Below are 23,816 nucleotides of genomic sequence, written 5' to 3'. Positions count from 1 at the left end.
TAGTGTTTTTACTTTTTGTGAAGTAATCTTGTTAACTTAATTGATAAGTCGGTAAGGATAATTTTAGAATTTCCATTGCGCTCAATATGATAGATTGCATCCTGAAGCTCATTTGAAATATCCATGATATTATTACCATGAACAAAAGGCGCAAATTTTTCTAATTTAAATGCAGTTTTAGGTTCCATAAAAACCAATTCATTGGCATTATAATTAAGTAATAATGCCTGTCTAAAAAAATCAAGACAGAAACTCAAGAATTGTTTTTGCGTTTCACGTCCAGTTTTAGCAATAGTCTCGCTCCAAGAAATCAAATCATGTATAGCGCTTTTGTTTCCTTTTGCTTTAAATGCAGATCTAATCCAAAACACAAACCATTCTTCAAACTGAGTATCCTCGCTATCACTATAAACAATATCGCAGGCTTTATTATAATTTCCATTGGCTTGATGAGCTATTTTAATAGCATCGGGTTCCGGAATTTGATAGTTTTTAATTAACGCCTCTTTAATGACTTCTTCAGCTAAAGGCGGAAAATGTAAAACTTGACAACGTGATCTAATAGTGTTTATAATTTGCTCTTCATCTTCAGCGATTAAAATGAAAATTGTTTTATTTGGTGGCTCCTCAATAAGCTTCAAAAGTTTATTAGCTGCAGACGTATTCATTTTTTCGGCCATCCATATCAACATCACTTTGTAGCCACCTTCATAAGATTTTAGAGACAGTGCTTTAACAATATCTTGAGCTTCATCAACACCAATTTGACCTTGCTTATTATCTATCCCTAACAAACGATACCAATCAAATAAGTTTCCGTAAGGCTGCCTGTCTATTAATTGCCTCCATTCTTCTAAAAAATGACTAGAAACAGGGTGGCTTTTCACTTTATCATTTGTTGCTACTGGAAAAGCAAAATGTAAATCTGGATGAGATAAATTTTTGAACTTTATATTACAAGCTTCATCACCTTCAATGTTCTCTCCATTAGTGTTTTTACACAACAAATATTGAGCATAAGCGATTGCCATTGCTAAAGTTCCAGAACCTTCTGGGCCAACAAATAATTGCGCATGAGGAACACGCCCAAAATCGGCACTTTTAGTCAGGTGGGTTTTTATGTGCTCTTGGCCTAAAATTTCAGAGAATAACATGAAGCAAACCTACATATTTTTTTTAAATCTTTAATAGGTTTATTAATATCTATCAAGGTTATCTTTTACTCGTTAGAACAATTGAAAAAAATAAGACCTAGGCTCTTTTTGGTTTTAACATAATATTGTAAGCATAAAAAGATAAATCAGCTTATTTTTATGAATACAAAAAAAGCCGCTTATAGATTAAAAAATGACTCAAAACGCTATTCTTTTTATTCCAGATATCTCTGGGTTTACTGAGTTTGTCCATAATACAGATATCTACCACAGTCGCCATATCATTTCTGAGCTTCTTGAGCTGTTAATCGATAGTATTAGTATGGATCTAAAATTGGCAGAAATTGAAGGAGACGCTTTGTTTTTATATAAACTTGAAGATGAGGTGAATTTAAAAGAAGTCAATAAGCAAATCGAGCAAATGTATTTAGCATTTCATTCGCATTTAAAACGTTATGAATACCAGCGTATTTGTAATTGTGGCGCCTGTTCTTCTGCATATAATTTAACACTGAAATTTATCGTGCATTATGGCGAGATTGAGTTTATTAAAATTAAAGACAGTAAAAAACCGTATGGTAGCAATGTGATTAAGGTACATAGATTACTCAAAAATGAAGTGCCACTGGAGGAGTATGCGATGTTTACCGAACCCTTAATACCGAGTAACTATAAGACATCACCAAACACCTTAACTGGAATTTACGATTTTGGAAGCATTAACTTTTCTTATGAACCATTAGCGCATCTAAAGGATCAATTACCGGAAATAAAACCAATTCCTGATGACATCCCAAAACATAAATTATTTGATAGTACTGAAATAATTCAAATACCCATTCTGGAGCTTTATGAGGTTATCAGTAACTTCGATTATAGACTGTTATGGGTAAAAGGCGTAGACAAATTAGAATATGAAAAAAACAAGGTCAATAGGTCTGGGCTTAAGCACCAATGCCTAATTAATAAAAAACGCGTTGAACAAACTACACTAAAAAAGGAGGTTGAACCTAATCAATTGGTATATGGAGAATCCACTCAAGAAATCCCATTTACAAAACGCGTACATGTTTATTATGTGTTGGAAGAATTAGAAAAAGGATTTACTAAGCTAAATATTGAGGTTTTTGTAGATTTTAAACCTTTTGGGATAATAATGAAGCCATTAATGAAAAAAAACTTCCAAAAAATTATTTCAGAAAATATTAAAGAACTTATTTTGCTAATCGATTCTGGATTTACAACAGAACAAACTAACAACTAAAATATCTTAAACAAGTGAAAACGTTAAACGATTTTAATTTTGAAGATAAAAAGGCATTAATTCGAGTAGACTTTAATGTGCCTTTGGATGATAATTTTCAAGTCACAGATGCCACAAGAATTATATCTGCTAAACCTACCATTATAAAAGTTTTGGAAGATGGAGGAAGTTGCATTTTAATGTCGCATTTAGGACGACCAAAAGGTGTTCAAGAAGAGTTTTCATTAAGGCACATTTTGAGTAAGGTAGAAGATATTTTAGGCGTATCCATAAAGTTTGCCGAAAATTGTGTTGGTCCAATTGCCCAAGAAGCATCAGATAATTTAAAACCGGGAGAAATATTATTATTAGAAAACCTCCGTTTTCACGAAGAAGAAAAATTAGGAGATCAAAACTTCGCTAAATCTTTATCGAAACTAGGAGATATTTATATTAATGATGCATTTGGCACAGCGCATAGAGCACATGCTTCAACGACGATTGTCGCACAATTTTTTCCAGACACAAAATGCTTTGGTCATTTACTTGCACAAGAAATTGAAAGCATTGAAAAAGTAATGAAAACAGGTGAGAAACCTGTACTTGCCGTTCTTGGTGGTGCTAAAGTGTCATCTAAAATCACAATTATTGAAAATATACTCGATAAGGTAGACCACCTAATTATTGGTGGCGGAATGACCTTCACTTTTATAAAAGCACAAGGAGGCGCTATTGGTGATTCTATTTGTGAAGATGATAAAATGGATTTGGCAATAGAGATTATGAAACAAGCTAAAGAGAAAAATGTTCAAATTCACTTACCAGTAGATGTTATAGCAGCGAATGCATTTAGCAACGATGCCGATACTCAAATTATGGACGTAACTGAAATTCCTAATGGATGGCAAGGTTTAGATGCTGGACCAAAATCTAAAACACTATTTCACGATGTAGTTATACAGTGTAAAACCATTTTATGGAATGGACCCTTAGGTGTTTTTGAAATGGAGAATTTTGCAAAAGGAACAATTGCTCTTGGAGATTCTATAGCAGAGGCTACAAAAAATGGTGCATTTTCACTTGTTGGAGGAGGAGACTCTGTTGCTGCCGTAAAACAATTTGGTTTTGAAAACAAGGTGAGCTATGTAAGTACTGGAGGAGGTGCAATGTTAGAAAGTCTTGAAGGGAAAACACTTCCAGGTATTGCTGCCATTTTAGAATAAATGGTCGTAAGTAACAACCATATTCTCTCAGAATAATCCTACAAAACACGTTAAATTGTCTAATTAAACTTTCATTTTAACCAAAAAAATACGATTTTAGCTGACCTATCGTTTTAGATAGATAAATAGTTAACCCATGAAACCAAAACTAATATCCCTAACGTTTGGTATTTTGTTGTGCTGTTTTTTTGGTTTTGGTCAAGACTCAATTCCGAAGACAACCAAAGTTAAAAGACTAACAGAATCTGAATTTATAGAAGGCGAAACCTACGTCGTCGATACCATTATTGATGGTAAAACCTACTTTAGAAAACATCTTGGTATAAAACCAGTGGCAGATTCTGTAGCTGTTAGAACGCTGGAAGACCAGAAGCTTGCCGCAGAAATTGATGAAAAATGGCTTGAAGAATTATATAGCAATAACTTATTTGATACCATATACAAGTCTGTTTCAGAATTAAAATACGACCCTGTAGATTATCCAGAGCTAACTACCGACACTTTAAAAGCAAGGTTAAAGCGACTCAATGCAAGAACACCTTTCAATATTGAATACAATCCGTCTTTAGAAAGTGTTATAAAATCGTATTTGAAACATCGTCGTAATTCAATGTCTCGATTGATGTCGTTAAGCCACTACTATTTCCCATTATTTGAAGAATCTTTAGACAACTATGACATTCCTTTAGAAGTAAAGTACTTGGCCATTGTAGAGTCTGCTTTAAAGCCTAGAGCAAGATCTAGAGTTGGTGCTACAGGATTGTGGCAATTTATGTTTGGAACAGGTAAAGAATATGGTCTTAATGTAAGTAGTTATGTTGATGAACGAAGCGACCCAATAAAATCTACAGAAGCAGCTAGTAAATACCTAGCCCGACTGTACAAAATTTTTGGTGATTGGGATTTAGCTTTGGCCGCATATAATTCGGGACCAGGAAATGTTACTAAAGCCATTCGTCGTTCTGGAGGTTATGAGAATTATTGGAATATAAGACCACATCTTCCACGTGAAACCGCTGGTTATCTTCCAGCATTTTTAGCCACAATGTATATTTTTGAGTTTGCCGAAGAACATGGTTTCAAGGTTGAAAGACCTAAGTATCACTATGTTGAAACAGACACGATTCATGTTAAAAAAATGATAACACTCGATCAGGTTTCAGAACTAGTTGACGTTCCAATGGAGCAATTACAGTTTTTGAATCCATCATACAAGCTTGATATTATTCCGTATATAAAAGGAGAGAATTATACGCTGAGGTTACCAAGAGAAGCGGTAGGTAAGTTCGTAACTAATGAGCAACAGATTTATGCTTTTGTAGAAGAAGAATTAAGCAAAAGAGAAAAACCATTACCTCAATTTTTTGATTCAAACAGCAAAATTAGGTATCGTGTTAGGTCTGGAGATTATCTCGGAAAAATTGCAAGGAAATATGGGGTTAGAGTTAGCCAAATTAAAAGATGGAATGGTCTCAGAAGTAATAATTTAAGAATAGGTCAACGATTAACTATTTATCCTAGAAAACCGTCAACGTCTTCTGGTAATAAAGTCACATCTGGTAAACCCAAAAAAGTGATAAATTCTGAAGGCAAATCTACTTACAGAGTGCAAAAAGGAGATTCGCTTTGGAGTATTTCTCAAAAATTTCCAGGAGTTTCTGTTCAAAACATTAAAGAATGGAACGATATTAGCAGTAACAAATTAAAAATAGGAATGACGCTTGTAGTATCCAAGTAAGCGTAATAAACTTTAAAGACATGATAAAAAAAGCATTAAGCCTACTGTTAATTATTACTTTATTTAATTCTTGTGAGGATGAAAACCAGAAGCGTTTCGTTGGTAAATCATCTGGAAACATTAATAGTGTTGTTGTTGTTTCAGATAATCTTTTGTGGGATGGCAAAGTTGGAGATGCTATTAGAGATGTACTAGCAGCACCTGTAGAAGGACTATCTAATGAAGAGCCTCAATTCACAATGAGCCAAATGCCAACACAAGTGTTTTCGGGGTTTGCAAAAAAAAACAGAACGGTTTTAAAAATAGAAAAAGGAAAAGAAGCTGCGACCAAAATAGCAAAAGATGCTTATGCGACTCCACAAACAATGGTCGTTATTTCGGGACAAACTAATGCAGAAATCATAGCTGAAATTAAAGCAAACGCTCCAAAAATTGTAGATGCTTTCAAAAAAACTGAAATTACCGAAAGACAACGTAGAACATCTAAATCCTTATTTAATGATGCTCAATTAGAGAAACAACTTGGCGTTTCACTTAAATTCCCATCGGCTTATAGAATTGCTAAATCTGATGGTGATTTTTTCTGGATTAGAAGAGATATTGAAACGGGTAATGTAGATTTAATGGTTTATGAGGTTCCTTTGTCGTCCATAAGAAAAGGCGACAGTACAGTTTTAGATGTTATTAAAGTGAGAGATTCGGTAGGTAAAATTCATATTGAAGGCGCTCTTGAAGGCTCTTTTATGGGAACTGATCAGCATTTCACACCTTTTATAAACGAAGCCATTGTAGATAACAAGCCAGCTTTTGAGACTAAAGGGCTATGGGATTTGAAAAATGCCTTTATGTCTGGACCATTTATCAACTATGCCATAGAAGACAAAGTGAATGATAGATATGTTGTTATTGAAGGTTATGTTTTTGCACCTTCAGTACAAAAGCGAGATTATGTTTTTGAACTCGAGTCCATCATAAAATCATTACGAATAAAATAAATAAAAAAAAGCCAACATCAAATGTTGGCTTTTTTTTATTAATAGAAATTTCACTATTCTTTTTTATCTGCAGTAGATGAGTTATCATCTTCTTTACTAGCGTCTTTAAATTCTTTAATACCGCTTCCTAGACCTCTCATAAGTTCAGGAATTTTCTTTCCTCCAAATAAAAGTAATACAACCACAACGATCAATATGATTGAACCGTATCCTGGCATTCCTAAAAAAATTGAACTTGATATCATAATATATTATTTTGAACTGCAAATTTAATAATTAAACTTCAAACAAAACGTTTAAATTTAAACTTTAAGATTCATCCCACTAACTTGGAGTAATTTTATTTAATTTTGTAGTCTTATGGCTAAAAAAAATAAAGAAAAAAAATTTTCAAAAAAATTACTTCACAAGTATCGTTTAGTCGTTTTAAATGAAGATACTTTTGAAGAACGTTTTGCTATAAAATTAACACGACTCAATGTATTTGTTATTTTATCTTTAGGTACAATTTTATTGATAGCTGGCACTATTTTTTTAATAGCATTTACATCTTTGAAAGAGTATATACCAGGCTATTCTTCGACTGCTCTTAAAAAACAAGCAACAGTTTTAAATTATAAGACCGATTCACTACAACAAGTTATTGATCTTAATGAACAGTATTATACGTCGATAAAAAAAGTGCTTACAGGAGATGTTAGCACAGTTGAATTTAATAGAGACTCTATTGTTGACGCCTCTACAATAGATCCTAACGATTTAGATTTGGTTCCAACAAAGGAAGATTCCATATTAAGAGATTTAGTTGATAAAGAAGACAAGTATAATGTATTTGAATCTAATATTTCGTCCTCTAATTTTGTGCTATTTCCTCCAGTAAACGGTACCATTTCTGAAGGTTACAATTTAAGAGAAAAGCACTTTGCAGTTGATGTGGTTGTAGCAAAAGACACACCAGTAAAAGCCACTGCAGATGGTACAGTAATTTTCGCCGAATGGACAGCAGAAACAGGTTATGTGGTTATTATTGAACATAGTTATGAACTTATTTCAGTATATAAGCACAATGCTTCAATCACTAAACAACAAGGAGATTTGGTAAAATCTGGAGAAGTTATTGCTATGGCAGGAAATACAGGCGAGTTAACCACTGGACCTCATTTGCATTTTGAACTATGGCAAAAAGGATATCCAGTAAATCCAACTCAATTTATAGATTTTAATTAATGATATCATTAAAGCCTAAACTAGCAAAACTATTTGCAAAAAATGTTAGGAAGACCATTTTAAAATGGTCAAATAAACCTATTGAAACCCAAAAAAAAGTTTTTCAGAAATTAATAAAAGAGGCAAGCCATACTAAGTTTGGAAAAGATCACGATTTTAAATCTATAAACACACATCAAGACTTTATAGAACGCGTTCCTATTAGAGATTATGAAGCTTTAAAGCCTTATGTAGATAAAGTGGTGGCTGGTGAAGAAGATGTGCTTTGGAAAGGGAAGCCGCTTTACTTTGCCAAAACCTCAGGGACAACATCGGGTGCAAAATATATTCCGCTAACAAAAGAGAGTATGCCAACCCATGTTGAAGCTGCTCGCAATGCAATTTTAATGTACATTGCAGAAACAGGAAACAGTAAGTTTGTTAATGGGAAAATGATTTTTCTGCAAGGCAGTCCTGTTTTAGAGGAAAAAAACGGAATTCAACTTGGACGCCTTTCGGGAATTGTAGCGCATTACGTTCCTAAATATCTTCAAAAAAACAGAATGCCGTCACTGGAAACAAATTGTATCGATGACTGGGAAACCAAAGTAGAAGCTATTGTAGAAGAAACCCTACCAGAAAACATGACGGTAATTTCGGGAATACCATCTTGGGTGCAAATGTATTTTGAGAAAATCCAGCATAAAACGGGACAAAAAGTTGGAGATGTTTTTAAAAACTTCAACCTATTCATTTTTGGTGGTGTTAATTATGAGCCCTACAGATCTAAATTTGAAAATCTCATTGGAAGAAAAGTAGACAGTATAGAACTATACCCAGCAAGTGAAGGGTTTTTTGCTTTTCAAGACAGGCAAAACGAAAAAGGAATGTTGTTACAATTAAATTCTGGAATGTTTTATGAGTTTATAGAAGCGGATACATTCTTTGATGAAAACCCAAAGCGAATCACAATTGCAGATGTAGAAGTAGGTGTCAATTATGTTATGATTATATCCACCAACGCAGGACTTTGGGCATACAATATTGGAGACACAGTCGAGTTTACATCGACCAAGCCTTACAGAGTTATAGTATCTGGAAGAATAAAACATTTTATTTCAGCATTTGGAGAACATGTTATTGGGAAGGAGGTTGAACAGGCGCTTCAAGAAGCTATAGCGTCATCGTCAATTAGTGTTACTGAATTTACGGTTGCACCTCAAATTAATCCTGACTCTGGATTGCCGTTTCATGAATGGTTTATTGAGTTTGAAAATGAACCTGAAAACCTGTCGGATCTTGCCACTAAAATAGATAGATCTTTACAACAACAAAACAGTTATTATTATGATCTTATCGATGGAAAAGTACTTCAACCACTAAAGGTGACGACGGTACAAAAAAATGGATTCCAAGATTATATGAAATCCATCGGAAAATTAGGTGGACAAAATAAGATTCCGAGACTATCAAACGACAGAAAAATTGCAGATGCTTTATACGTTCAAAAATTAACTAAATAGTGCTATATTTGTGCGCAAACTTATGCGTATGAGTAAAAAGAAACATCATGAAAGAACGAGAGCCCAAGAGAGCTCGAATGCAATTGAAAGAATGTATGTTACGATGAGACACTTGTTTAATCGTGGTTTTTATAAACCTATGGGAGTTTCGGGAGAGACACTTAGAGAATCCCTACTGTTATTACGACCGGAAATATATGGTTCTATTGCTGAAGAAAAAGCCGAATTAGAAGGCTTATTATATGTGATAGATCGACTCCCTGAAGGTATTGAAGAATGTACATTTATCAATCTTACTAGCGATGAAGGTTATGGAAGCTCTCATTTCAAACCTATTATACCTCCTAAAAGGCGTCGTAATTGTTATCGAATAGATGACGAGCAGATGAATATTGAAATTACCAGAGGACGATCTGAAATTTATGATATTCTTACCCACTTAACATTTTTATTTGTAGAGTCTCACAAAATAAGTAAGCGCGTTTTAATAAACGAAGATGGCGCTACGACTCGGGATTGGGTCAAACTTGAAAAAGCAGTACTTTCTAAAAAGAAATTGACACAACAAGAACGTGAAATTGCAATCACCCATACTGCGAACATTTTAGGAAGAACATTTCAAGAATTAACAAATGCACATGCATTATTTACGACTAAAATAAAACCAGAACGACTACTTCATATTGTATATTGGTTAGGGAAACTTGCTATCGAAGAGGTGGTCAATAACAATAAGAGAACTGTAACGTTTAGTCCTGTATTAAGAGAACGATTAGGGCATCATATTCATGGTGAAATTTGGGCAGATAATATAAAGGAGGTGCTACACCAAAACAATCTTTTAGGCCGACCAATTCATGTGATAAGTGCTAACATGCACAGTGTAATGAATTCAATATTTGCACCAATAGCACTTAAAAATTTGACGACTAAGAAAGATATATTTGAAGTCTATGAGGCGATAAGCCAAAAAGAAAATGAGACTTTGCGCAATAAAATTAGTAAAGAAGCGTTGCAGAGAGGAATGATGTATATTAAAGATACTTCAGGAACCAACATTGACGTTCAGATTTTTGATACGGAAAAAATAGATTTTTCAAAAACAGATATCGAGATAGGAGATTCATTTAAAAATGAAGAAAAACCTGTAATATTTGTAATGGACTATGCCTTTGGAGAACAAGCCTACGAAACTATAGATGAATTGTTGAAGCCTTATAAAGTTGATAAAGAGAAAATACATCTCAATGTAGAATCGGTTTCTATCATGGGGAAAGCAGGTATTTTAGAAGGAGGAAAAGGCGATATTATGATTCCATCTGCACACATATTCGAGGGGACTGCAGATAATTACCCATTTGAAAATGAATTATCCAAGACCGATCTTGAAGGTCAAGGCGTTGATGTTTATGAAGGCGCAATGATTACAGTATTAGGTACCTCTCTTCAGAATAAGGAAATTTTAAAGTTCTTTTATAATTCAACTTGGAATGTCATCGGACTTGAAATGGAAGGAGCACATTATCAAAAAGCCATTCAAGCAGCTTCTAAAGTTAGAGGAAGTATCAATCCAGATGTTAAAGTAAGATATGCTTACTATGCAAGTGACAACCCTTTAGAAACAGGAAGTACATTAGCCTCTGGAGGTTTAGGCACTTCAGGTGTAAGACCAACGTATTTAATAACAAGAAAAATATTACAACAGATATTTAAATAATTACAGATATGAGTGAAAATTTACCTAATAATAATCCTAACGAAGAAGTTGATTTAGGGATTTTATTCAACGCAATTGGAAATTTCTTTAATAAGATATTTGGTTTTATATTAAATATTCTTCAAGCTATTTATTCTTCTATTATTTATTTAATTAAAGCGATAATAGAAAATTTTAAATTGATTTTTATTGTGGTTTTGGCCGCCTTATTATTGGGTTTTGGTTTAGAAAAAATACAAAAACCAGTGTTTTATTCTGAAATGCTTGTTAAACCATATTTCAATTCAAAATATCAACTGGTATCAAATATAGATTACTACAACTCTTTACTGGAAAGTGAAAGTTATGAGACACTAAGTACTATTTTTGATGTTTCTGAAGAAGACTTAAAAACAATTAAAAAGGTTGAAATCGATATTGGCCCAGAAACAGAAAATCAACTTATTCAAGAATATGATAAATATGCAAAATCTATTGATAGCATAAGAGCTCAAGAAGTAAGTTTTGAAGATTTTGTTGATAACCGAGATTTATATTCTAGCGATATTTTTAGTATTAGAGTAGAGTCGACAAAAAGGGATATTTTTAAGAAATTATCTAACGGTTTCAAAACCACATTTAGTAATGAGTATTCAAAAAAACTAATGCGTGTTAGAGATTCTACAATTGCTATTAAAAAAGCAATGTATTTTAAAGATTTAAATAAAATAGATTCTTTACAAAAAATATATTTAAAGATATTAAATCAAGAATCAGAAAAAGCAACTCTCTCAGTTGGAGTTGATGGATTTTTACCTATTACTCAGGAAAGAACTCCCACAAAAGAGTACGACTTATTTCAAAATGAATTGAGAATCAGAGATTCGATTCGAGTTCTTGATCAACTTAAGGTTGAAGAGAATGTATATTATGATGTGTTATCTAATTTTTCAGATATAGGTTTAAGGTCTGATACATTATCTAAGAGATATTCCCTTGTGTTTCCCGCGTTGGCAATCGTAATTTTATTTTTGATGTATATTACAATGAAAGTTATAAAGTATGCTAAAGAATATGAAAGATAAAAGTGTTTTAATTACTGGAGGCGCAGGTTTTATTGGGTCTAATTTTATTCCGTATTTTTTAGAAAGTTACAACACTGTAAAAGTTATAAATTTAGACAAGCTCACTTACGCAGGTGAGCTTTCTAATTTAGAAGAGGTTTCAGCGTATGATAACTATTCGTTCGTCAAAGGAGACATATGTGATAGAGATTTAATAGAAAGCCTTTTTGAAGCGCATGATTTTGATGCCGTTATTCATTTTGCCGCAGAGTCTCATGTAGACAACTCTATTGAAAAGCCTGACGAATTTATAAAAACCAATATCATTGGAACATTTAATCTTTTAGATGTAGCGAAAAAGCACTGGATGGAAGATTCGCATCAATTTAAAGAAGGGTGTGAATCTAAGCGTTTTCATCATATTTCAACCGATGAGGTTTATGGTACTTTAGGTGAAACAGGCTTATTTACGGAAGAAACATCGTATGCACCTAATAGTCCGTATAGCGCTTCTAAAGCATCTTCTGATTTCATTGTAAGGAGTTATTTTCATACTTATGGAATGAATGTAGTTACCACCAATTGCTCTAACAATTATGGACCAAAACAGCACAACGAAAAACTGATACCAACCATAATTAGAAAAGCAATAAGTGGAGAGCAAATTCCAATATATGGTGATGGAAAAAACATTAGAGATTGGTTGTATGTGCTTGATCATTGTAAAGGAATAGATTTAGTATTTCAAAAAGGAGTATCTGGAGAAACGTATAATATAGGTGGTCGTAACGAAAGAGATAATTTATATATCGCTCATAAAATATGTGAGATTTTAGATGAGTTACAACCTAAAGAGCAATCTTACAAAGAACAAATAGCATTTGTTAAAGATAGACCTGGACACGATTTTAGATATGCCATAGACGCATCTAAGATTGAAGATGAATTAGGGTGGAAAGCCGATGAAAATTTTGAAACAGGAATCAAAAAAACGATTGATTGGTATCTAGATAAATACAACAACTAATGAAAGGAATTATTTTAGCAGGAGGTTCTGGTACACGATTACATCCATTAACTAGGGTTGTAAGCAAACAATTAATGCCAGTATATGATAAGCCAATGATCTACTACCCGTTAACAACATTAATGTCGGCTGGTATTAGAGAGATCTTAATTATTTCAACATCAAAAGACACACCGAGATTTAAAGAATTACTTGGTAATGGAGAGGATTATGGTTGTGTTTTTAAATATGAGGTTCAAGAAAACCCAAACGGTCTTGCAGAGGCCTTTATTATAGGAGAGTCTTTTGTGGGCAATGATAAAGTGGCACTAATTTTAGGAGATAATATTTTTTACGGTTCAGGATTAGAAGAAAAACTAAGGCAACTCAACAATATTGATGGAGGCATTATTTTTGCCTACCATGTTCAAGACCCTCAACGCTATGGTGTTGTTGATTTTGATGAAAATAACAAAGCCCTTTCAATAGAAGAAAAACCAACGCATCCTAAATCAAATTATGCTGTTCCCGGAATTTATTTTTACGATAATTCTGTAATTGAAATAGCTAAGAATATACAACCAAGTGCGCGAGGAGAATTAGAAATCACCGACGTTAATAAAACGTATCTAGAACAAGGAAATTTGAATGTTCAAATTTTAGATAAAGGTACTGCCTGGTTAGACACAGGAACATTTAACTCCTTGATGCAAGCATCTCAGTTTGTACAGGTTATTGAAGAACGTCAAGGGTTAAAAATAGGATGCATTGAAGAAACTGCTTATAAAATGGGGTTCATTGATAAAACTCAACTTACTAAATTAGCTAAACCATTACTTAAAAGTGGTTACGGAGAGTATTTACAAAACCTTTAGTTTTTATGATAGTAGAAGAAACACATCTCAAAGACTGTTATGTTATAAAACCTCAGGTGTTTGAAGATAATAGAGGTTATTTTTTTGAAAGCTTTAATGCCAATAAATTTCAAAATATAACTGGTCTAACTATCGATTTTGTTCAGGACAATGAATCTAAGTCATCCAAAAACGTGCTAAGAGGACTACATTTTCAAATAGGCGAATATGAACAGTCAAAACTAGTTCGCGTTGTTCAAGGAGCAGTGATTGATGTTTGTGTTGACCTTCGAGAAGAGTCTCCAACTTTTGGTCAATCTTTTTCAATAGAATTGAACCAAGACAATAAAAAGCAATTGTTCGTGCCTAAAGGTTTTGCACATGGTTTTGTCGTATTAAAAGACAACACGATTATTAACTATAAATGTGATAACTTTTACCACCAACCTTCAGAAAGAGGGCTTATATTTAATGATAAAGATTTAAATATTGACTGGGGAATTTCTGAAGACGATGCGATCCTCTCAGAAAAGGATAAAAAATTACCATCACTTTCAGAGTATTTAAATGAAAAGTAAAGTTTTAGTTACAGGTGCCAATGGTCAATTAGGTAAAACGATTAGAGAGCTCTCAACTAATTTTGCCAAATCCATTGACTTTGTTTTTGTTGAAAGGTCTGAATTAGATATTACCAATAGTAAAAGTCTAGCACTTCTTTTTAAAACAAATCACTTTAACTATTGTATTAATTGTGCAGCATATACTAATGTAGATTTAGCAGAAAGTGAAATAGCAGCTGCAATTGATATTAATGCAAATGCGGTAAAAAATTTAGCAGAGAATTGTAAAACCTATAATACAACACTCATTCATATATCTACAGATTATGTTTTTGATGGACAAAGTACACGCCCTTATAATGAAGATGATCCAACGCAACCAATAAACGCTTATGGAACATCAAAACTTTTGGGTGAAGACTATATAAGAAAGCATTTAGATAGACATTTTATTATCAGAACGTCTTGGTTGTATTCGACGTTTAATAAGAACTTTGTAAAGACAATTTTTAATAAGCTTAAAAACGATAAAAAACTAACTATAATTACTTCTCAAAAAGGCACACCTACAAGCTGTGTTGATTTATCAAATTTTATAATGTTTTTAATCATTAATAGAGTGAGTAATTTTGGAATCTATCATTTTTCAGCCGAAGGAGAAACAACATGGCATGGTCTTGCATTGCACATAGCACAACTTTTGGGTAAAACTTCCAATGTCTCTGCTATAAAAGATTATCCCTCTAAAGCCAAAAGACCATTATACAGTGTGTTGAATACCAAAAAAGCAGAACAACTCATTAAAAAACCACTTAACAACTGGAAAGCAAGTGTTGATGAGGTCATTAAAAGCTTATCTACAGATTAAGCTAGGTTTAGGGTGTGATAAATAGCAACAAAAATCATACATTTGCAGATTATTAAACCTATCCAAAAAAAGGATTAATTTAATGTTTTAAATAGAAGAAATGCAGAAAAAAATAGCATTAATTACAGGCGTAACAGGTCAAGATGGAGCTTATTTAAGTGAGTTCCTATTAAAGAAAGGATATATCGTTCATGGTGTTAAAAGAAGATCATCTTTATTCAATACAGCTAGAATTGATCATTTATATCAAGATCCTCATGAAGAAGATCAAAATTTCATCTTACACTATGGTGATTTAACCGATAGTACAAACCTCATTAGAATCATTCAAGATGTAAAACCAGATGAGATATACAACTTAGCAGCAATGAGCCATGTTCATGTGTCTTTCGAAACACCTGAATATACAGCAAATGCTGATGGTCTAGGGACACTTAGATTATTAGAAGCAATTAGAATACTCGGCTTAGAAAAATCGACAAGAATCTATCAAGCTTCTACATCAGAATTATATGGTAAAGTTCAAGAAGTACCTCAAACTGAAACGACTCCGTTTTACCCAAGAAGTCCTTATGCAGTCGCAAAAATGTATGCGTATTGGATTACAGTTAACTATAGAGAAGCTTATGGTATTTATGCCTGCAACGGTATTTTATTTAATCACGAATCGCCAATTAGAGGAGAAACTTTTGTTACTAGAAAAATAACTAGAGCAACATCTAGAATAGCTTTAGGTTTACAAGATAAAATTTACCTAGGTAATCTAGATGCCCAAAGAGACTGGGGACATGCAAAGGATTATATTCGAATGATGTGGATGATTTTACAGGCCGATACACCAGAAGATTGGGTCATCGCTACAGGTAAAACGACATCTGTAAGAGATTTTGTTAGAATGAGTTTTGATCATGTTGGAATTGAACTAGAATTTAAAGGTGAGGGTTCAAATGAAAAAGGCTATATCAAATCTTGTAATAATCCAGACTATCAGGTAGAAATTGGTAAGGAAGTTATAGCAGTTGACGAAAAATATTATAGACCAACCGAAGTAGATTTACTTGTGGGTGATGCAACAAAAGCCAGAGAAAAACTAGGTTGGGTTCCTAAATATGATCTACCAGCTTTAGTAGAAGATATGATGTCTAGCGATATTAAATTAATGCAAAAACAACAATACCTCAAAGACGGAGGTTATAGAATTAAAAATTACTTTGAGTAAATGAAAAATCTCAAAACGCTTTTTTTACTTACTATAGTTATCTTAACTTCTTTTTGCTGTATAAAATATACTCAAGAGGGAAAGATAAAATATATTAATATTGATAGAACTTTAAGTCTTCTCAATAGTAGTACAAAAGAAAACCCAAACAACGTAGAGATTTTATTTTATGGACAATCTATTATAGGCGGAATGAAAACAAGTATTTTAGTAGATTCTCTAAAAACCCGTTTTCCTTTTGCAAACATTTCTTTTAAGCATAAACCAATAGGTGGATTTACAATACCCGATTTAACCAATACAGTAATTCATGATGTTTATCAAGAAAACCCAGACCTAATTATATTTCATGCTTATAGTGGGATAAAGGATGGGTTATATGATTCTTTTATAAAAGACCTAAGAAAGCGAATCCCTTCAGATATATTATTATTAGATCATCATTATGTTTGGAATACTCCTAATGATAAATTAGAATCGATTAATAAATCTCACGACTTTGATTCAAAAGCAATAAAAGCCATTGCAAAAAAATATGGCTGTGGTTTTGTAAATGTAAGAGAGTTATGGAAAACACATTTAGACAACAATAACATAGCACCAAATGAATTAATGGGAAATACTGTAGACCCTAATGTGCATCCAAATGATAGAGGGAATATGCTATTGAGACAAATTGTGCTATCAAAATTTATTAAAACAGATTCTATTACATATGATATCAGACGTGATAGCTTAAGAGAGATTATCCAATTAAATACTATAAAAAAGTCTATAGAAGTAGAATATTCAGGCACGTTTATTGAACTCGTTTCAGATAATAAATCACAAAAGAACAAAACTCATATAGCGATCACTATTGACGATAAAAAACCGTCGGAGCTTCGAGGTTCTTATCATATAGAAAGACCGTCAAAAGGTTTTAAAAGCTGGATGCCAGCGATAAGTAAGATTACCCTAGGAGAAACATTTCCTATTGAAGAAGAATGGACAATAACAATTTTTGAAATTGATAGAGTAAACAAAACATTTAAATTCAAATTAGAAGGAGAGAAAACAGGCTTGGATGGTGAAGGAACTAACTCAGGAAAGTTTATTTCGACGTCAAATAGAATCTGTATTGATGGAAGTAATTTTAATATTTTTAGAATTGAAAAAATCCTTAAAAACGAAACTCCAGAAAACTTTAAAATTAAATTTGAGGTTAATCAAATTGTAAAAGACACTATAAAAGTTGAACCAAATAAGGAGAAATATACATTATTTAGATCTGACTGTGACATTACATCTCACAAACTAAAGATTAATGTCATAGAAGGTAAACCGAAGTTTAAACACCTTATGATTTCAAGACCATATATTATAGAGTAATTAATAGGTTATTTCTAATGATTTAAATTTAAAAATCATCTTTTGAAAATGAATAAAAATTCTAAGATTTATATCGCTGGCCATCGAGGCTTAGTAGGTAGCGCTATATTAGAGAACCTCCAACAAAAAGGGTATACCAACCTTATAACAAGAACGCACAAAGAGTTAGATCTTACCAACCAAAACGATGTCGCCCATTTTTTTAACTCAGAAAAACCAGAATATGTATTCCTGGCAGCCGCTAAAGTTGGTGGTATAGTGGCCAATAATATTTACAGAGCAGATTTTATCTACGATAATATGATGATTCAAAATAATGTGATTCATCAAAGTTACATCAACAAAGTTAAGAAGCTGTTGTTTTTAGGAAGCACGTGCATCTACCCTAAAAATGCACCACAACCAATGAAAGAAGACTATCTTCTTACAGATGTTTTAGAATATACAAATGAACCTTATGCGATTGCAAAGATTGCAGGAATCAAAATGTGTGAAAGCTATAACTTACAGTATGGGACAAATTTTATTTCGGTTATGCCTACTAATTTGTATGGTCCAAACGACAATTTTGATTTAGAAAAATCCCACGTACTTCCAGCCTTAATAAGGAAAATTCACCTTTCAAAACTATTAAGCAAATCGGCATATGATGAGATATTGAAAGACACTGGGCTGGCAACTATTGAAGAAGCAAAAACGTACTTGTCTTCATTTGGTGTTTCAGAAAATACTGTCGAGATATGGGGAACGGGTAAACCAAAACGTGAGTTTTTGTGGTCTAAAGACATGGCAGATGCTTGCGTGTTTATAATGGAAAAAAGGGAATTCAAAGATACTTTTTCTGAAGGCGAAAAAGAAATTAGAAATACACATATCAATATAGGAACAGGAAAAGATATTTCAATTAAAGAATTAGCTGAAACTATAAAAAAGATCGTAGGTTACGAAGGAAACCTAATCTTTAATACAGAAAAGCCTGATGGTACTTTAAGGAAATTGACAGATGTCTCAAAATTAAACAGCTTGGGGTGGAAACATAAAATAGAATTAGAAGACGGAATTCAACAGATGTATGACTGGTACGGAAATAAATAAAAATTTACAGAGAGCTATTAAAGCATCTCTAAAAGCCGGACATGTTATCATGCAAGTGTATGACACCGCTTTTGATGTTGAAATTAAAGCCGATAAGTCTCCTTTAACAGAGGCCGATAAAAGAGCTAACGACATAATAAATTCGTTTTTAGAACCTACATTAATTCCTATCATAAGCGAAGAGAATAAACAAATAGATTTTTCAGTTCGAAAAAACTGGAACACCTGTTGGGTTGTAGACCCAGTAGATGGTACCAAAGAGTTTATAAAACGCAATGGAGAGTTTACAGTCAACATAGCATTAGTAGAAAACGGAAAGCCAATTATAGGTGTTATTTACGTCCCCGCCTTTAAAACACTTTATTTTGGAGATGTGATACAACAGAAAGCGTATAAAGTTCAATTAGATTCTCATGAAGCGTCAATACATACTGTTTTGGAAAAAGCAGAATACCTTCAGCCAAAAACACAGCCTTCACAAATAATTCAAGTTGTGGGAAGTCGATCTCATATGAGTCAGGATACCTTAGATTATGTAGATGATATTAAAGAAAAAGGCTATGATGTAGAAATTGTTTCAAAAGGGAGTTCTCTTAAGTTTTGTTTAGTTGCAGAGGGTACTGCAGATGTGTATCCAAGATTTGCGCCAACAATGGAATGGGATACAGCAGCTGGTCAAGCCATATGTCAAGCAGTTGGTGTTGAGGTCATATCAAAGGAAACAAATAAACCATTGCTTTATAATAAAGAAAACCTATTGAACCCTTGGTTTATTGTATCTAAGTAATGAAAGATCAATCACATAAAAGGCATATTGCTAAAACCATAACTTGGAGAATTTTAGGTACCTTAGATACGGTTTTACTATCCTGGCTTATTTCAGGAAACCCTACAACAGGATTAAAAATTGGATTTGCCGAGGTCGTAACTAAAATGCTACTGTATTATTTACATGAACGCGTTTGGTTTAAAATTAATTTATCTAAAAATGGTCAAATACTTGAAAGTCGTAAACGACATTTAGCAAAAACTGTAACATGGAGGTTTATAGGTACCTTAGACACAGTTTTATTAGCTTGGATTATTTCTGGAGATGCGTTAATAGGATTACAAATTGGATTTGCAGAAGTAATTACAAAAATGGCACTATATTACTTACATGAGCGTTTATGGTATAAATTAAACTATGGATTAACGAATAGGAATAATCCAAAAGCTTAAATAAATGAAAAAACATATTATTCCACACTCATATCATTTACAAAAAGCAGATAGAACAAAGTTAAATGGGCATAATGCTTTTTTAATTTGGTTTACAGGGCTTTCAGGCTCAGGAAAATCTACGATAGCCAACCTTGTTGAAAAAGCATTGTTTGAAAAGGGAATAAAAACCTATTCTCTTGATGGTGATAACATTAGAGGAGGGATCAATAAAGATCTATCATTTGCTCCTGAAGACCGAACAGAAAATATTAGACGTATTGCAGAAGTTGCTAATTTAATGATAGATGCTGGATTAGTGGTTTTAGCAGCCTTTGTATCACCTTATAAAAAAGACAGACAGAACATTAGAACTATCGTTAAAGATGTTAACTTTGTGGAAGTTTATATAAATACGAGTATTGAAGAATGTGAACGTAGAGATGTAAAGGGTTTATATAAAAAAGCGAGAGCTGGAGAAATTAAGAATATGACTGGGATTTCGGCACCTTATGAAGTGCCTCAAAATCCAGACATAATAATAAAAACAGAACACGAGTCTATAGACGTTTCAGTTGCAAAAATAATAGACTTAATAATACCGAAATTAGAACTCAACAATGAGTAAGTATTACCTAAATTATTTAGACGAATTAGAAAGCGAAGCTATTTTCGTTTTAAGAGAAGTATGGGCTCAGTTTGATAACCCAGTTATATTATTTTCTGGAGGAAAAGATTCTATTTTAGTGACGCATTTAGCTAAGAAAGCATTTTATCCTGCAAAAATCCCTTTTCCTTTAATGCACGTCGATACAGGTCATAATTTTCCTGAAACGATTAAGTTTAGAGATGATATTATTAAAGATTTAGGTGTAGAACTTATTGTTGGTTCTGTACAGGAGTCTATTGATGAAGGTAGAGTTGCTGAAGAAAAAGGGAAAAACGCCACTAGAAACGCACTTCAAATTACAACCTTACTTGATGCTATAGAATCTAATAAAATAGATTGCGCTATTGGTGGAGGACGACGTGATGAAGAAAAGGCAAGAGCAAAAGAACGCTTTTTCTCACACAGAGATGATTTTGGTCAATGGGATCCTAAAAACCAACGACCAGAACTTTGGAATATATTTAATGGAAAACATTTTGAGGGTGAGCATTTTAGAGCATTTCCAATAAGTAACTGGACAGAAATGGATGTTTGGAATTATATCAAAAGAGAAAATATTGCCATCCCGTCATTATATTTTGCTCATGAAAGAGAAGTGGTTTGGAGACAAGATAGCTGGATACCTAATTCAGAATTTTTAATTCTAGAAGACCATGAAGAAATTATAACAAAAAAGGTTAGGTTTAGAACTTTAGGTGACATTACCATCACAGGAGGAATAGAATCGGAAGCCGACACGCTCGAAAAAATAGCAGATGAGGTGTCAGGAATGAGGCAAACAGAAAGAGGAAACAGGAGTGATGACAAACGTTCAGAATCTGCCATGGAAGACCGAAAGCGTCAAGGATACTTTTAAAGAAATTAAATGAATGTTAGATAATAATCAATTATTACGGTTTACAACTGCCGGAAGTGTAGATGATGGAAAGAGCACACTTATTGGGCGCTTACTCTATGATTCAAAATCTATATTTGAAGATCAATTACAAGCTATTGAGAACACAAGCAAAAAGAAAGGTCACAAAGGTGTTGACTTAGCATTATTTACAGATGGTTTAAGAGACGAAAGAGATCAAGGAATTACTATCGATGTCGCTTACAGGTATTTTACTACCCCAAAACGAAAATTTATAATTGCCGACACACCTGGACATATCCAATATACCAGAAACATGGTAACTGGAGCATCTACAGCAAATGCAGCAATTATACTTGTTGATGCAAGACATGGTGTTATCGAACAAACGAAACGTCACTCATTTATCGCATCATTACTACAAATCCCACATATTATTGTTTGTGTAAACAAGATGGATTTAGTAGACTATTCTGAAGAGGCTTATAATACAGTAATCAATCAATTTGAAGAATTTTCATCTAAGTTATTAGTAAAAGATATTCGATTTATACCTATAAGCGCATTAAATGGAGACAACGTCGTCAATAGATCGCAAAACATGGACTGGTACCAAGGAGCTCCTCTCTTACATACTCTAGAAACCATGCATATTAGTAGCGATATAAATAAAGTAGATGCACGATTTCCTGTTCAAACTGTATTAAGGCCTCAAAACGAAACACATAGAGATTATAGAGGGTATGCAGGTAGAGTTTCAAGTGGAATCTTTAGAGTTGGTGATGAGGTAACAATAATGCCGTCAGGGTTTACTTCAAAAATAAAAACCATCGACACGTTAAACGAAAGTCTAAAAGAAGCTTATGCGCCGATGTCTGTCTCTATAACCTTAGAAGATGATATTGACATTAGTAGAGGAGATATGATTGTAAGGTCTAACAATAAACCAGAGCCTCTCCAAGATATTGAAGTTATGCTTTGCTGGCTGCACAATGATCCAGCAAAACCAAGAGCTAAATACAGCATTCGTCATACGAGCAATGAGCAAAAGGCAATGATTAAAGATATTGTTTACAAAATAAATATTGAAACTTTAGATAGAAATACGGAGGATAAAGACCTTAAAATGAATGATATTTCCAAAGTAAAAATAAGAACAACCAAACCATTGATGATTGATTCCTATCGAGAAAACAGAACTACAGGAAGTATTATTCTTATCGATGATACAACTAACGAAACAGTGGCAGCCGGAATGGTTGTTTAATAAACTATTATAAGCCAATACCTAATGAAATATTCCATCATAGTAGTTTTTATAGTAGTACTGATTTTTTCTTGCTCAAACAGACCATCTAAACCTAAAAACCTTATTTCGGAAGAGAAAATGGTTGATATTATCTATGATGTATCAATTTTAACTGCAGCGAAAGGAGTTAATAAAAAACTTCTCGAAAATAATGGAATATTACCTGAAAACTTTATTTATTCAAAGCATAATATAGATAGTTTACAATTCATATCTAGTCTTAATTACTATGCAAGTGATATCGAAACATATGACAATATCTATATTAGGGTAGAAGAACGTATTAATACCCAAAAAGAACAAATAGACATTGAAGGTGAAAGCAGGGACATTAAAAGGAAAGAAATTCCTAAAAACAGGCTAAGACACTTACTTACTAATGACGATATAAGTAATTTAACAGATGGTTATAGAGTAAGTAATGTAAGATTAAGTTTTGAGAGTACAGATACAGATTTTAGGGAGAGTGATGTACTTAAAGTTTCTAGAACAACAACAATTAGCTCTGCATATGCAGAAATGGGAAGTATTGATATTGTGCCTAATAGCTTAGTAGAGGTTACGGTTTTTGTAAAAAAACCTAAAAATAAAAGTGCATTGGGATTAAGAATTTCTGGAGTGTATCCAAATAGAGTGGATGCTGTATTTGATTTAAATAACAATACGCTAAAAGGAGTTAAATCTACAGGTTATTTTGAAAATGAAGACGCCTCAATTAAATTGATAAATAAGGATTGGTATCAATGCAAAATAAAGGCAAAAGCGAATATAGATAAAGTGAGAATTATTTTTGGACCGACAGATATTGATAAATCAATTGGTGCATGGGAAGGAAAATCTGACATGTTTTCTACAGTGTATTTAACCCTACCTAAAGTACAAGTGAATTAATTTAAAAGGTATAAAGAATTAGATAATTACAATTGTAATTATTTTTTAAAAAACAAACTAAAAAAGTCTCAAGAG

General features: G+C 32.9%; 23 protein-coding genes. 21 read left to right on the top strand and 2 right to left on the bottom strand.

Annotated elements, in window-relative coordinates; translation table 11 throughout:
* Positions 1 to 8: 8 nt before the first annotated feature.
* Positions 9 to 1,154 (bottom strand): DNA polymerase III subunit, encoded by a 1,146-nt coding sequence (locus KWG70_RS03450; RefSeq protein ID WP_230934602.1) that lies wholly within the window; start codon positions 1,152 to 1,154, stop codon positions 9 to 11.
* A 193-nt stretch (positions 1,155 to 1,347) separates the two neighbouring features.
* Between KWG70_RS03450 and KWG70_RS03445 the strand changes: the two genes are divergently transcribed.
* From KWG70_RS03445 to KWG70_RS03430, 4 genes are all read left to right on the top strand, one after another.
* Positions 1,348 to 2,418, top strand: a complete 1,071-nt coding sequence (locus KWG70_RS03445; RefSeq protein WP_230934601.1) for a DUF2652 domain-containing protein — start codon at positions 1,348 to 1,350, stop codon at positions 2,416 to 2,418.
* Between the two features lie 14 nt (positions 2,419 to 2,432).
* Positions 2,433 to 3,620 (top strand): phosphoglycerate kinase, encoded by a 1,188-nt coding sequence (locus tag KWG70_RS03440; RefSeq protein WP_230934600.1) that lies wholly within the window; start codon positions 2,433 to 2,435, stop codon positions 3,618 to 3,620.
* A gap of 136 nt (positions 3,621 to 3,756) precedes the next feature.
* On the top strand, positions 3,757 to 5,358 hold the full coding sequence (locus tag KWG70_RS03435; RefSeq protein WP_230934599.1) for a LysM peptidoglycan-binding domain-containing protein: 1,602 nt from the start codon (positions 3,757 to 3,759) through the stop codon (positions 5,356 to 5,358).
* A gap of 20 nt (positions 5,359 to 5,378) precedes the next feature.
* Positions 5,379 to 6,353, top strand: coding sequence for a DUF4837 family protein (locus KWG70_RS03430; protein ID WP_230934598.1), 975 nt, complete (start codon positions 5,379 to 5,381; stop codon positions 6,351 to 6,353).
* Positions 6,354 to 6,406: 53 nt separating this feature from the next.
* Here the strand turns inward: KWG70_RS03430 and tatA are convergent, their stop codons facing one another.
* Positions 6,407 to 6,598 (bottom strand): twin-arginine translocase TatA/TatE family subunit, encoded by a 192-nt coding sequence (tatA, locus tag KWG70_RS03425; protein WP_298755457.1) that lies wholly within the window; start codon positions 6,596 to 6,598, stop codon positions 6,407 to 6,409.
* 115 nt (positions 6,599 to 6,713) lie between these two features.
* Between tatA and KWG70_RS03420 the strand changes: the two genes are divergently transcribed.
* From KWG70_RS03420 to KWG70_RS03340, 17 genes are all read left to right on the top strand, one after another.
* The gene (locus KWG70_RS03420; protein ID WP_230934597.1) at positions 6,714 to 7,580 is read left to right on the top strand and encodes a M23 family metallopeptidase; all 867 of its coding nucleotides are present in this window, start codon (positions 6,714 to 6,716) and stop codon (positions 7,578 to 7,580) included.
* Entirely contained in the window at positions 7,580 to 9,082 is a 1,503-nt protein-coding gene (locus KWG70_RS03415) for a GH3 auxin-responsive promoter family protein (RefSeq protein WP_230934596.1), read from the top strand. Before KWG70_RS03420 ends, KWG70_RS03415 begins: the two co-directional genes overlap by 1 nt.
* A 28-nt stretch (positions 9,083 to 9,110) precedes the next feature.
* Positions 9,111 to 10,799 (top strand): DUF6909 family protein, encoded by a 1,689-nt coding sequence (locus tag KWG70_RS03410; protein ID WP_230934595.1) that lies wholly within the window; start codon positions 9,111 to 9,113, stop codon positions 10,797 to 10,799.
* Between the two features lie 8 nt (positions 10,800 to 10,807).
* The gene (locus tag KWG70_RS03405; RefSeq protein WP_230934594.1) at positions 10,808 to 11,863 is read left to right on the top strand and encodes a hypothetical protein; all 1,056 of its coding nucleotides are present in this window, start codon (positions 10,808 to 10,810) and stop codon (positions 11,861 to 11,863) included.
* Positions 11,853 to 12,869 carry a dTDP-glucose 4,6-dehydratase gene (rfbB, locus tag KWG70_RS03400; protein ID WP_230934593.1) on the top strand — a complete coding sequence of 339 codons (1,017 nt, stop codon included), beginning with the start codon at positions 11,853 to 11,855 and terminating at the stop codon, positions 12,867 to 12,869. The genes KWG70_RS03405 and rfbB overlap by 11 nt, the downstream gene beginning before the upstream one ends.
* Positions 12,869 to 13,723 (top strand): glucose-1-phosphate thymidylyltransferase RfbA, encoded by an 855-nt coding sequence (rfbA, locus tag KWG70_RS03395; RefSeq protein WP_230934592.1) that lies wholly within the window; start codon positions 12,869 to 12,871, stop codon positions 13,721 to 13,723. Before rfbB ends, rfbA begins: the two co-directional genes overlap by 1 nt.
* A 5-nt stretch (positions 13,724 to 13,728) precedes the next feature.
* Positions 13,729 to 14,280, top strand: coding sequence for a dTDP-4-dehydrorhamnose 3,5-epimerase (gene rfbC, locus KWG70_RS03390; protein WP_230934591.1), 552 nt, complete (start codon positions 13,729 to 13,731; stop codon positions 14,278 to 14,280).
* On the top strand, positions 14,270 to 15,130 hold the full coding sequence (gene rfbD / locus KWG70_RS03385; RefSeq protein WP_230934590.1) for a dTDP-4-dehydrorhamnose reductase: 861 nt from the start codon (positions 14,270 to 14,272) through the stop codon (positions 15,128 to 15,130). The genes rfbC and rfbD overlap by 11 nt, the downstream gene beginning before the upstream one ends.
* A gap of 100 nt (positions 15,131 to 15,230) precedes the next feature.
* Positions 15,231 to 16,349, top strand: a complete 1,119-nt coding sequence (gmd, locus tag KWG70_RS03380; protein WP_230934589.1) for a GDP-mannose 4,6-dehydratase — start codon at positions 15,231 to 15,233, stop codon at positions 16,347 to 16,349.
* Positions 16,350 to 17,720: an SGNH/GDSL hydrolase family protein gene (locus KWG70_RS03375; protein WP_230934588.1), complete on the top strand. Its 1,371-nt coding sequence runs from the start codon at positions 16,350 to 16,352 to the stop codon at positions 17,718 to 17,720.
* 48 nt (positions 17,721 to 17,768) lie between these two features.
* Positions 17,769 to 18,815 carry a GDP-L-fucose synthase family protein gene (locus KWG70_RS03370; protein ID WP_230934587.1) on the top strand — a complete coding sequence of 349 codons (1,047 nt, stop codon included), beginning with the start codon at positions 17,769 to 17,771 and terminating at the stop codon, positions 18,813 to 18,815.
* The gene (cysQ, locus tag KWG70_RS03365; RefSeq protein ID WP_230934586.1) at positions 18,793 to 19,602 is read left to right on the top strand and encodes a 3'(2'),5'-bisphosphate nucleotidase CysQ; all 810 of its coding nucleotides are present in this window, start codon (positions 18,793 to 18,795) and stop codon (positions 19,600 to 19,602) included. The genes KWG70_RS03370 and cysQ overlap by 23 nt, the downstream gene beginning before the upstream one ends.
* A complete protein-coding gene (locus tag KWG70_RS03360; RefSeq protein WP_230934585.1) occupies positions 19,602 to 20,036 on the top strand; it encodes a DUF2061 domain-containing protein in 435 nt (144 codons plus the stop codon). Before cysQ ends, KWG70_RS03360 begins: the two co-directional genes overlap by 1 nt.
* A gap of 4 nt (positions 20,037 to 20,040) precedes the next feature.
* Complete coding sequence (cysC, locus tag KWG70_RS03355) at positions 20,041 to 20,643, top strand: adenylyl-sulfate kinase (RefSeq protein WP_230934584.1); 603 nt, start codon at positions 20,041 to 20,043, stop codon at positions 20,641 to 20,643.
* Positions 20,636 to 21,541, top strand: coding sequence for a sulfate adenylyltransferase subunit CysD (gene cysD / locus KWG70_RS03350; RefSeq protein WP_230934583.1), 906 nt, complete (start codon positions 20,636 to 20,638; stop codon positions 21,539 to 21,541). Before cysC ends, cysD begins: the two co-directional genes overlap by 8 nt.
* Positions 21,542 to 21,554: 13 nt before the next feature.
* Positions 21,555 to 22,808, top strand: coding sequence for a sulfate adenylyltransferase subunit 1 (locus KWG70_RS03345; RefSeq protein WP_230934582.1), 1,254 nt, complete (start codon positions 21,555 to 21,557; stop codon positions 22,806 to 22,808).
* Between the two features lie 24 nt (positions 22,809 to 22,832).
* Positions 22,833 to 23,741 (top strand): DUF4296 domain-containing protein, encoded by a 909-nt coding sequence (locus KWG70_RS03340; RefSeq protein ID WP_230934581.1) that lies wholly within the window; start codon positions 22,833 to 22,835, stop codon positions 23,739 to 23,741.
* The last annotated feature ends 75 nt before the right edge of the window (positions 23,742 to 23,816 follow it).

Origin of the sequence: Psychroserpens luteolus, assembly GCF_021032705.1 — a bacterium.
Lineage (GTDB): Bacteria > Bacteroidota > Bacteroidia > Flavobacteriales > Flavobacteriaceae > Psychroserpens > Psychroserpens luteolus.
This window is presented reverse-complemented; position numbering and strand designations above follow the sequence as displayed.

Bases quoted from the DNA above. Each gene is read 5' to 3' on its own strand.
- cysQ (WP_230934586.1), top strand. From the start codon at position 18,793: ATGACTGGTACGGAAATAAATAAAAATTTACAGAGAGCTATTAAAGCA.
- KWG70_RS03370 (WP_230934587.1), top strand. From the start codon at position 17,769: ATGAATAAAAATTCTAAGATTTATATCGCTGGCCATCGAGGCTTAGTA.
- KWG70_RS03405 (WP_230934594.1), top strand. From the start codon at position 10,808: ATGAGTGAAAATTTACCTAATAATAATCCTAACGAAGAAGTTGATTTA.
- KWG70_RS03435 (WP_230934599.1), top strand. From the start codon at position 3,757: ATGAAACCAAAACTAATATCCCTAACGTTTGGTATTTTGTTGTGCTGT.
- KWG70_RS03415 (WP_230934596.1), top strand. From the start codon at position 7,580: ATGATATCATTAAAGCCTAAACTAGCAAAACTATTTGCAAAAAATGTT.
- gmd (WP_230934589.1), top strand. From the start codon at position 15,231: ATGCAGAAAAAAATAGCATTAATTACAGGCGTAACAGGTCAAGATGGA.
- rfbD (WP_230934590.1), top strand. From the start codon at position 14,270: ATGAAAAGTAAAGTTTTAGTTACAGGTGCCAATGGTCAATTAGGTAAA.
- KWG70_RS03375 (WP_230934588.1), top strand. From the start codon at position 16,350: ATGAAAAATCTCAAAACGCTTTTTTTACTTACTATAGTTATCTTAACT.
- KWG70_RS03420 (WP_230934597.1), top strand. From the start codon at position 6,714: ATGGCTAAAAAAAATAAAGAAAAAAAATTTTCAAAAAAATTACTTCAC.
- KWG70_RS03360 (WP_230934585.1), top strand. From the start codon at position 19,602: ATGAAAGATCAATCACATAAAAGGCATATTGCTAAAACCATAACTTGG.
- KWG70_RS03410 (WP_230934595.1), top strand. From the start codon at position 9,111: ATGAGTAAAAAGAAACATCATGAAAGAACGAGAGCCCAAGAGAGCTCG.
- KWG70_RS03450 (WP_230934602.1), bottom strand. From the start codon at position 1,154: ATGTTATTCTCTGAAATTTTAGGCCAAGAGCACATAAAAACCCACCTG.
- KWG70_RS03445 (WP_230934601.1), top strand. From the start codon at position 1,348: ATGACTCAAAACGCTATTCTTTTTATTCCAGATATCTCTGGGTTTACT.
- rfbA (WP_230934592.1), top strand. From the start codon at position 12,869: ATGAAAGGAATTATTTTAGCAGGAGGTTCTGGTACACGATTACATCCA.
- cysC (WP_230934584.1), top strand. From the start codon at position 20,041: ATGAAAAAACATATTATTCCACACTCATATCATTTACAAAAAGCAGAT.
- tatA (WP_298755457.1), bottom strand. From the start codon at position 6,598: ATGATATCAAGTTCAATTTTTTTAGGAATGCCAGGATACGGTTCAATC.
- cysD (WP_230934583.1), top strand. From the start codon at position 20,636: ATGAGTAAGTATTACCTAAATTATTTAGACGAATTAGAAAGCGAAGCT.
- KWG70_RS03345 (WP_230934582.1), top strand. From the start codon at position 21,555: ATGTTAGATAATAATCAATTATTACGGTTTACAACTGCCGGAAGTGTA.
- KWG70_RS03340 (WP_230934581.1), top strand. From the start codon at position 22,833: ATGAAATATTCCATCATAGTAGTTTTTATAGTAGTACTGATTTTTTCT.
- rfbC (WP_230934591.1), top strand. From the start codon at position 13,729: ATGATAGTAGAAGAAACACATCTCAAAGACTGTTATGTTATAAAACCT.
- rfbB (WP_230934593.1), top strand. From the start codon at position 11,853: ATGAAAGATAAAAGTGTTTTAATTACTGGAGGCGCAGGTTTTATTGGG.
- KWG70_RS03430 (WP_230934598.1), top strand. From the start codon at position 5,379: ATGATAAAAAAAGCATTAAGCCTACTGTTAATTATTACTTTATTTAAT.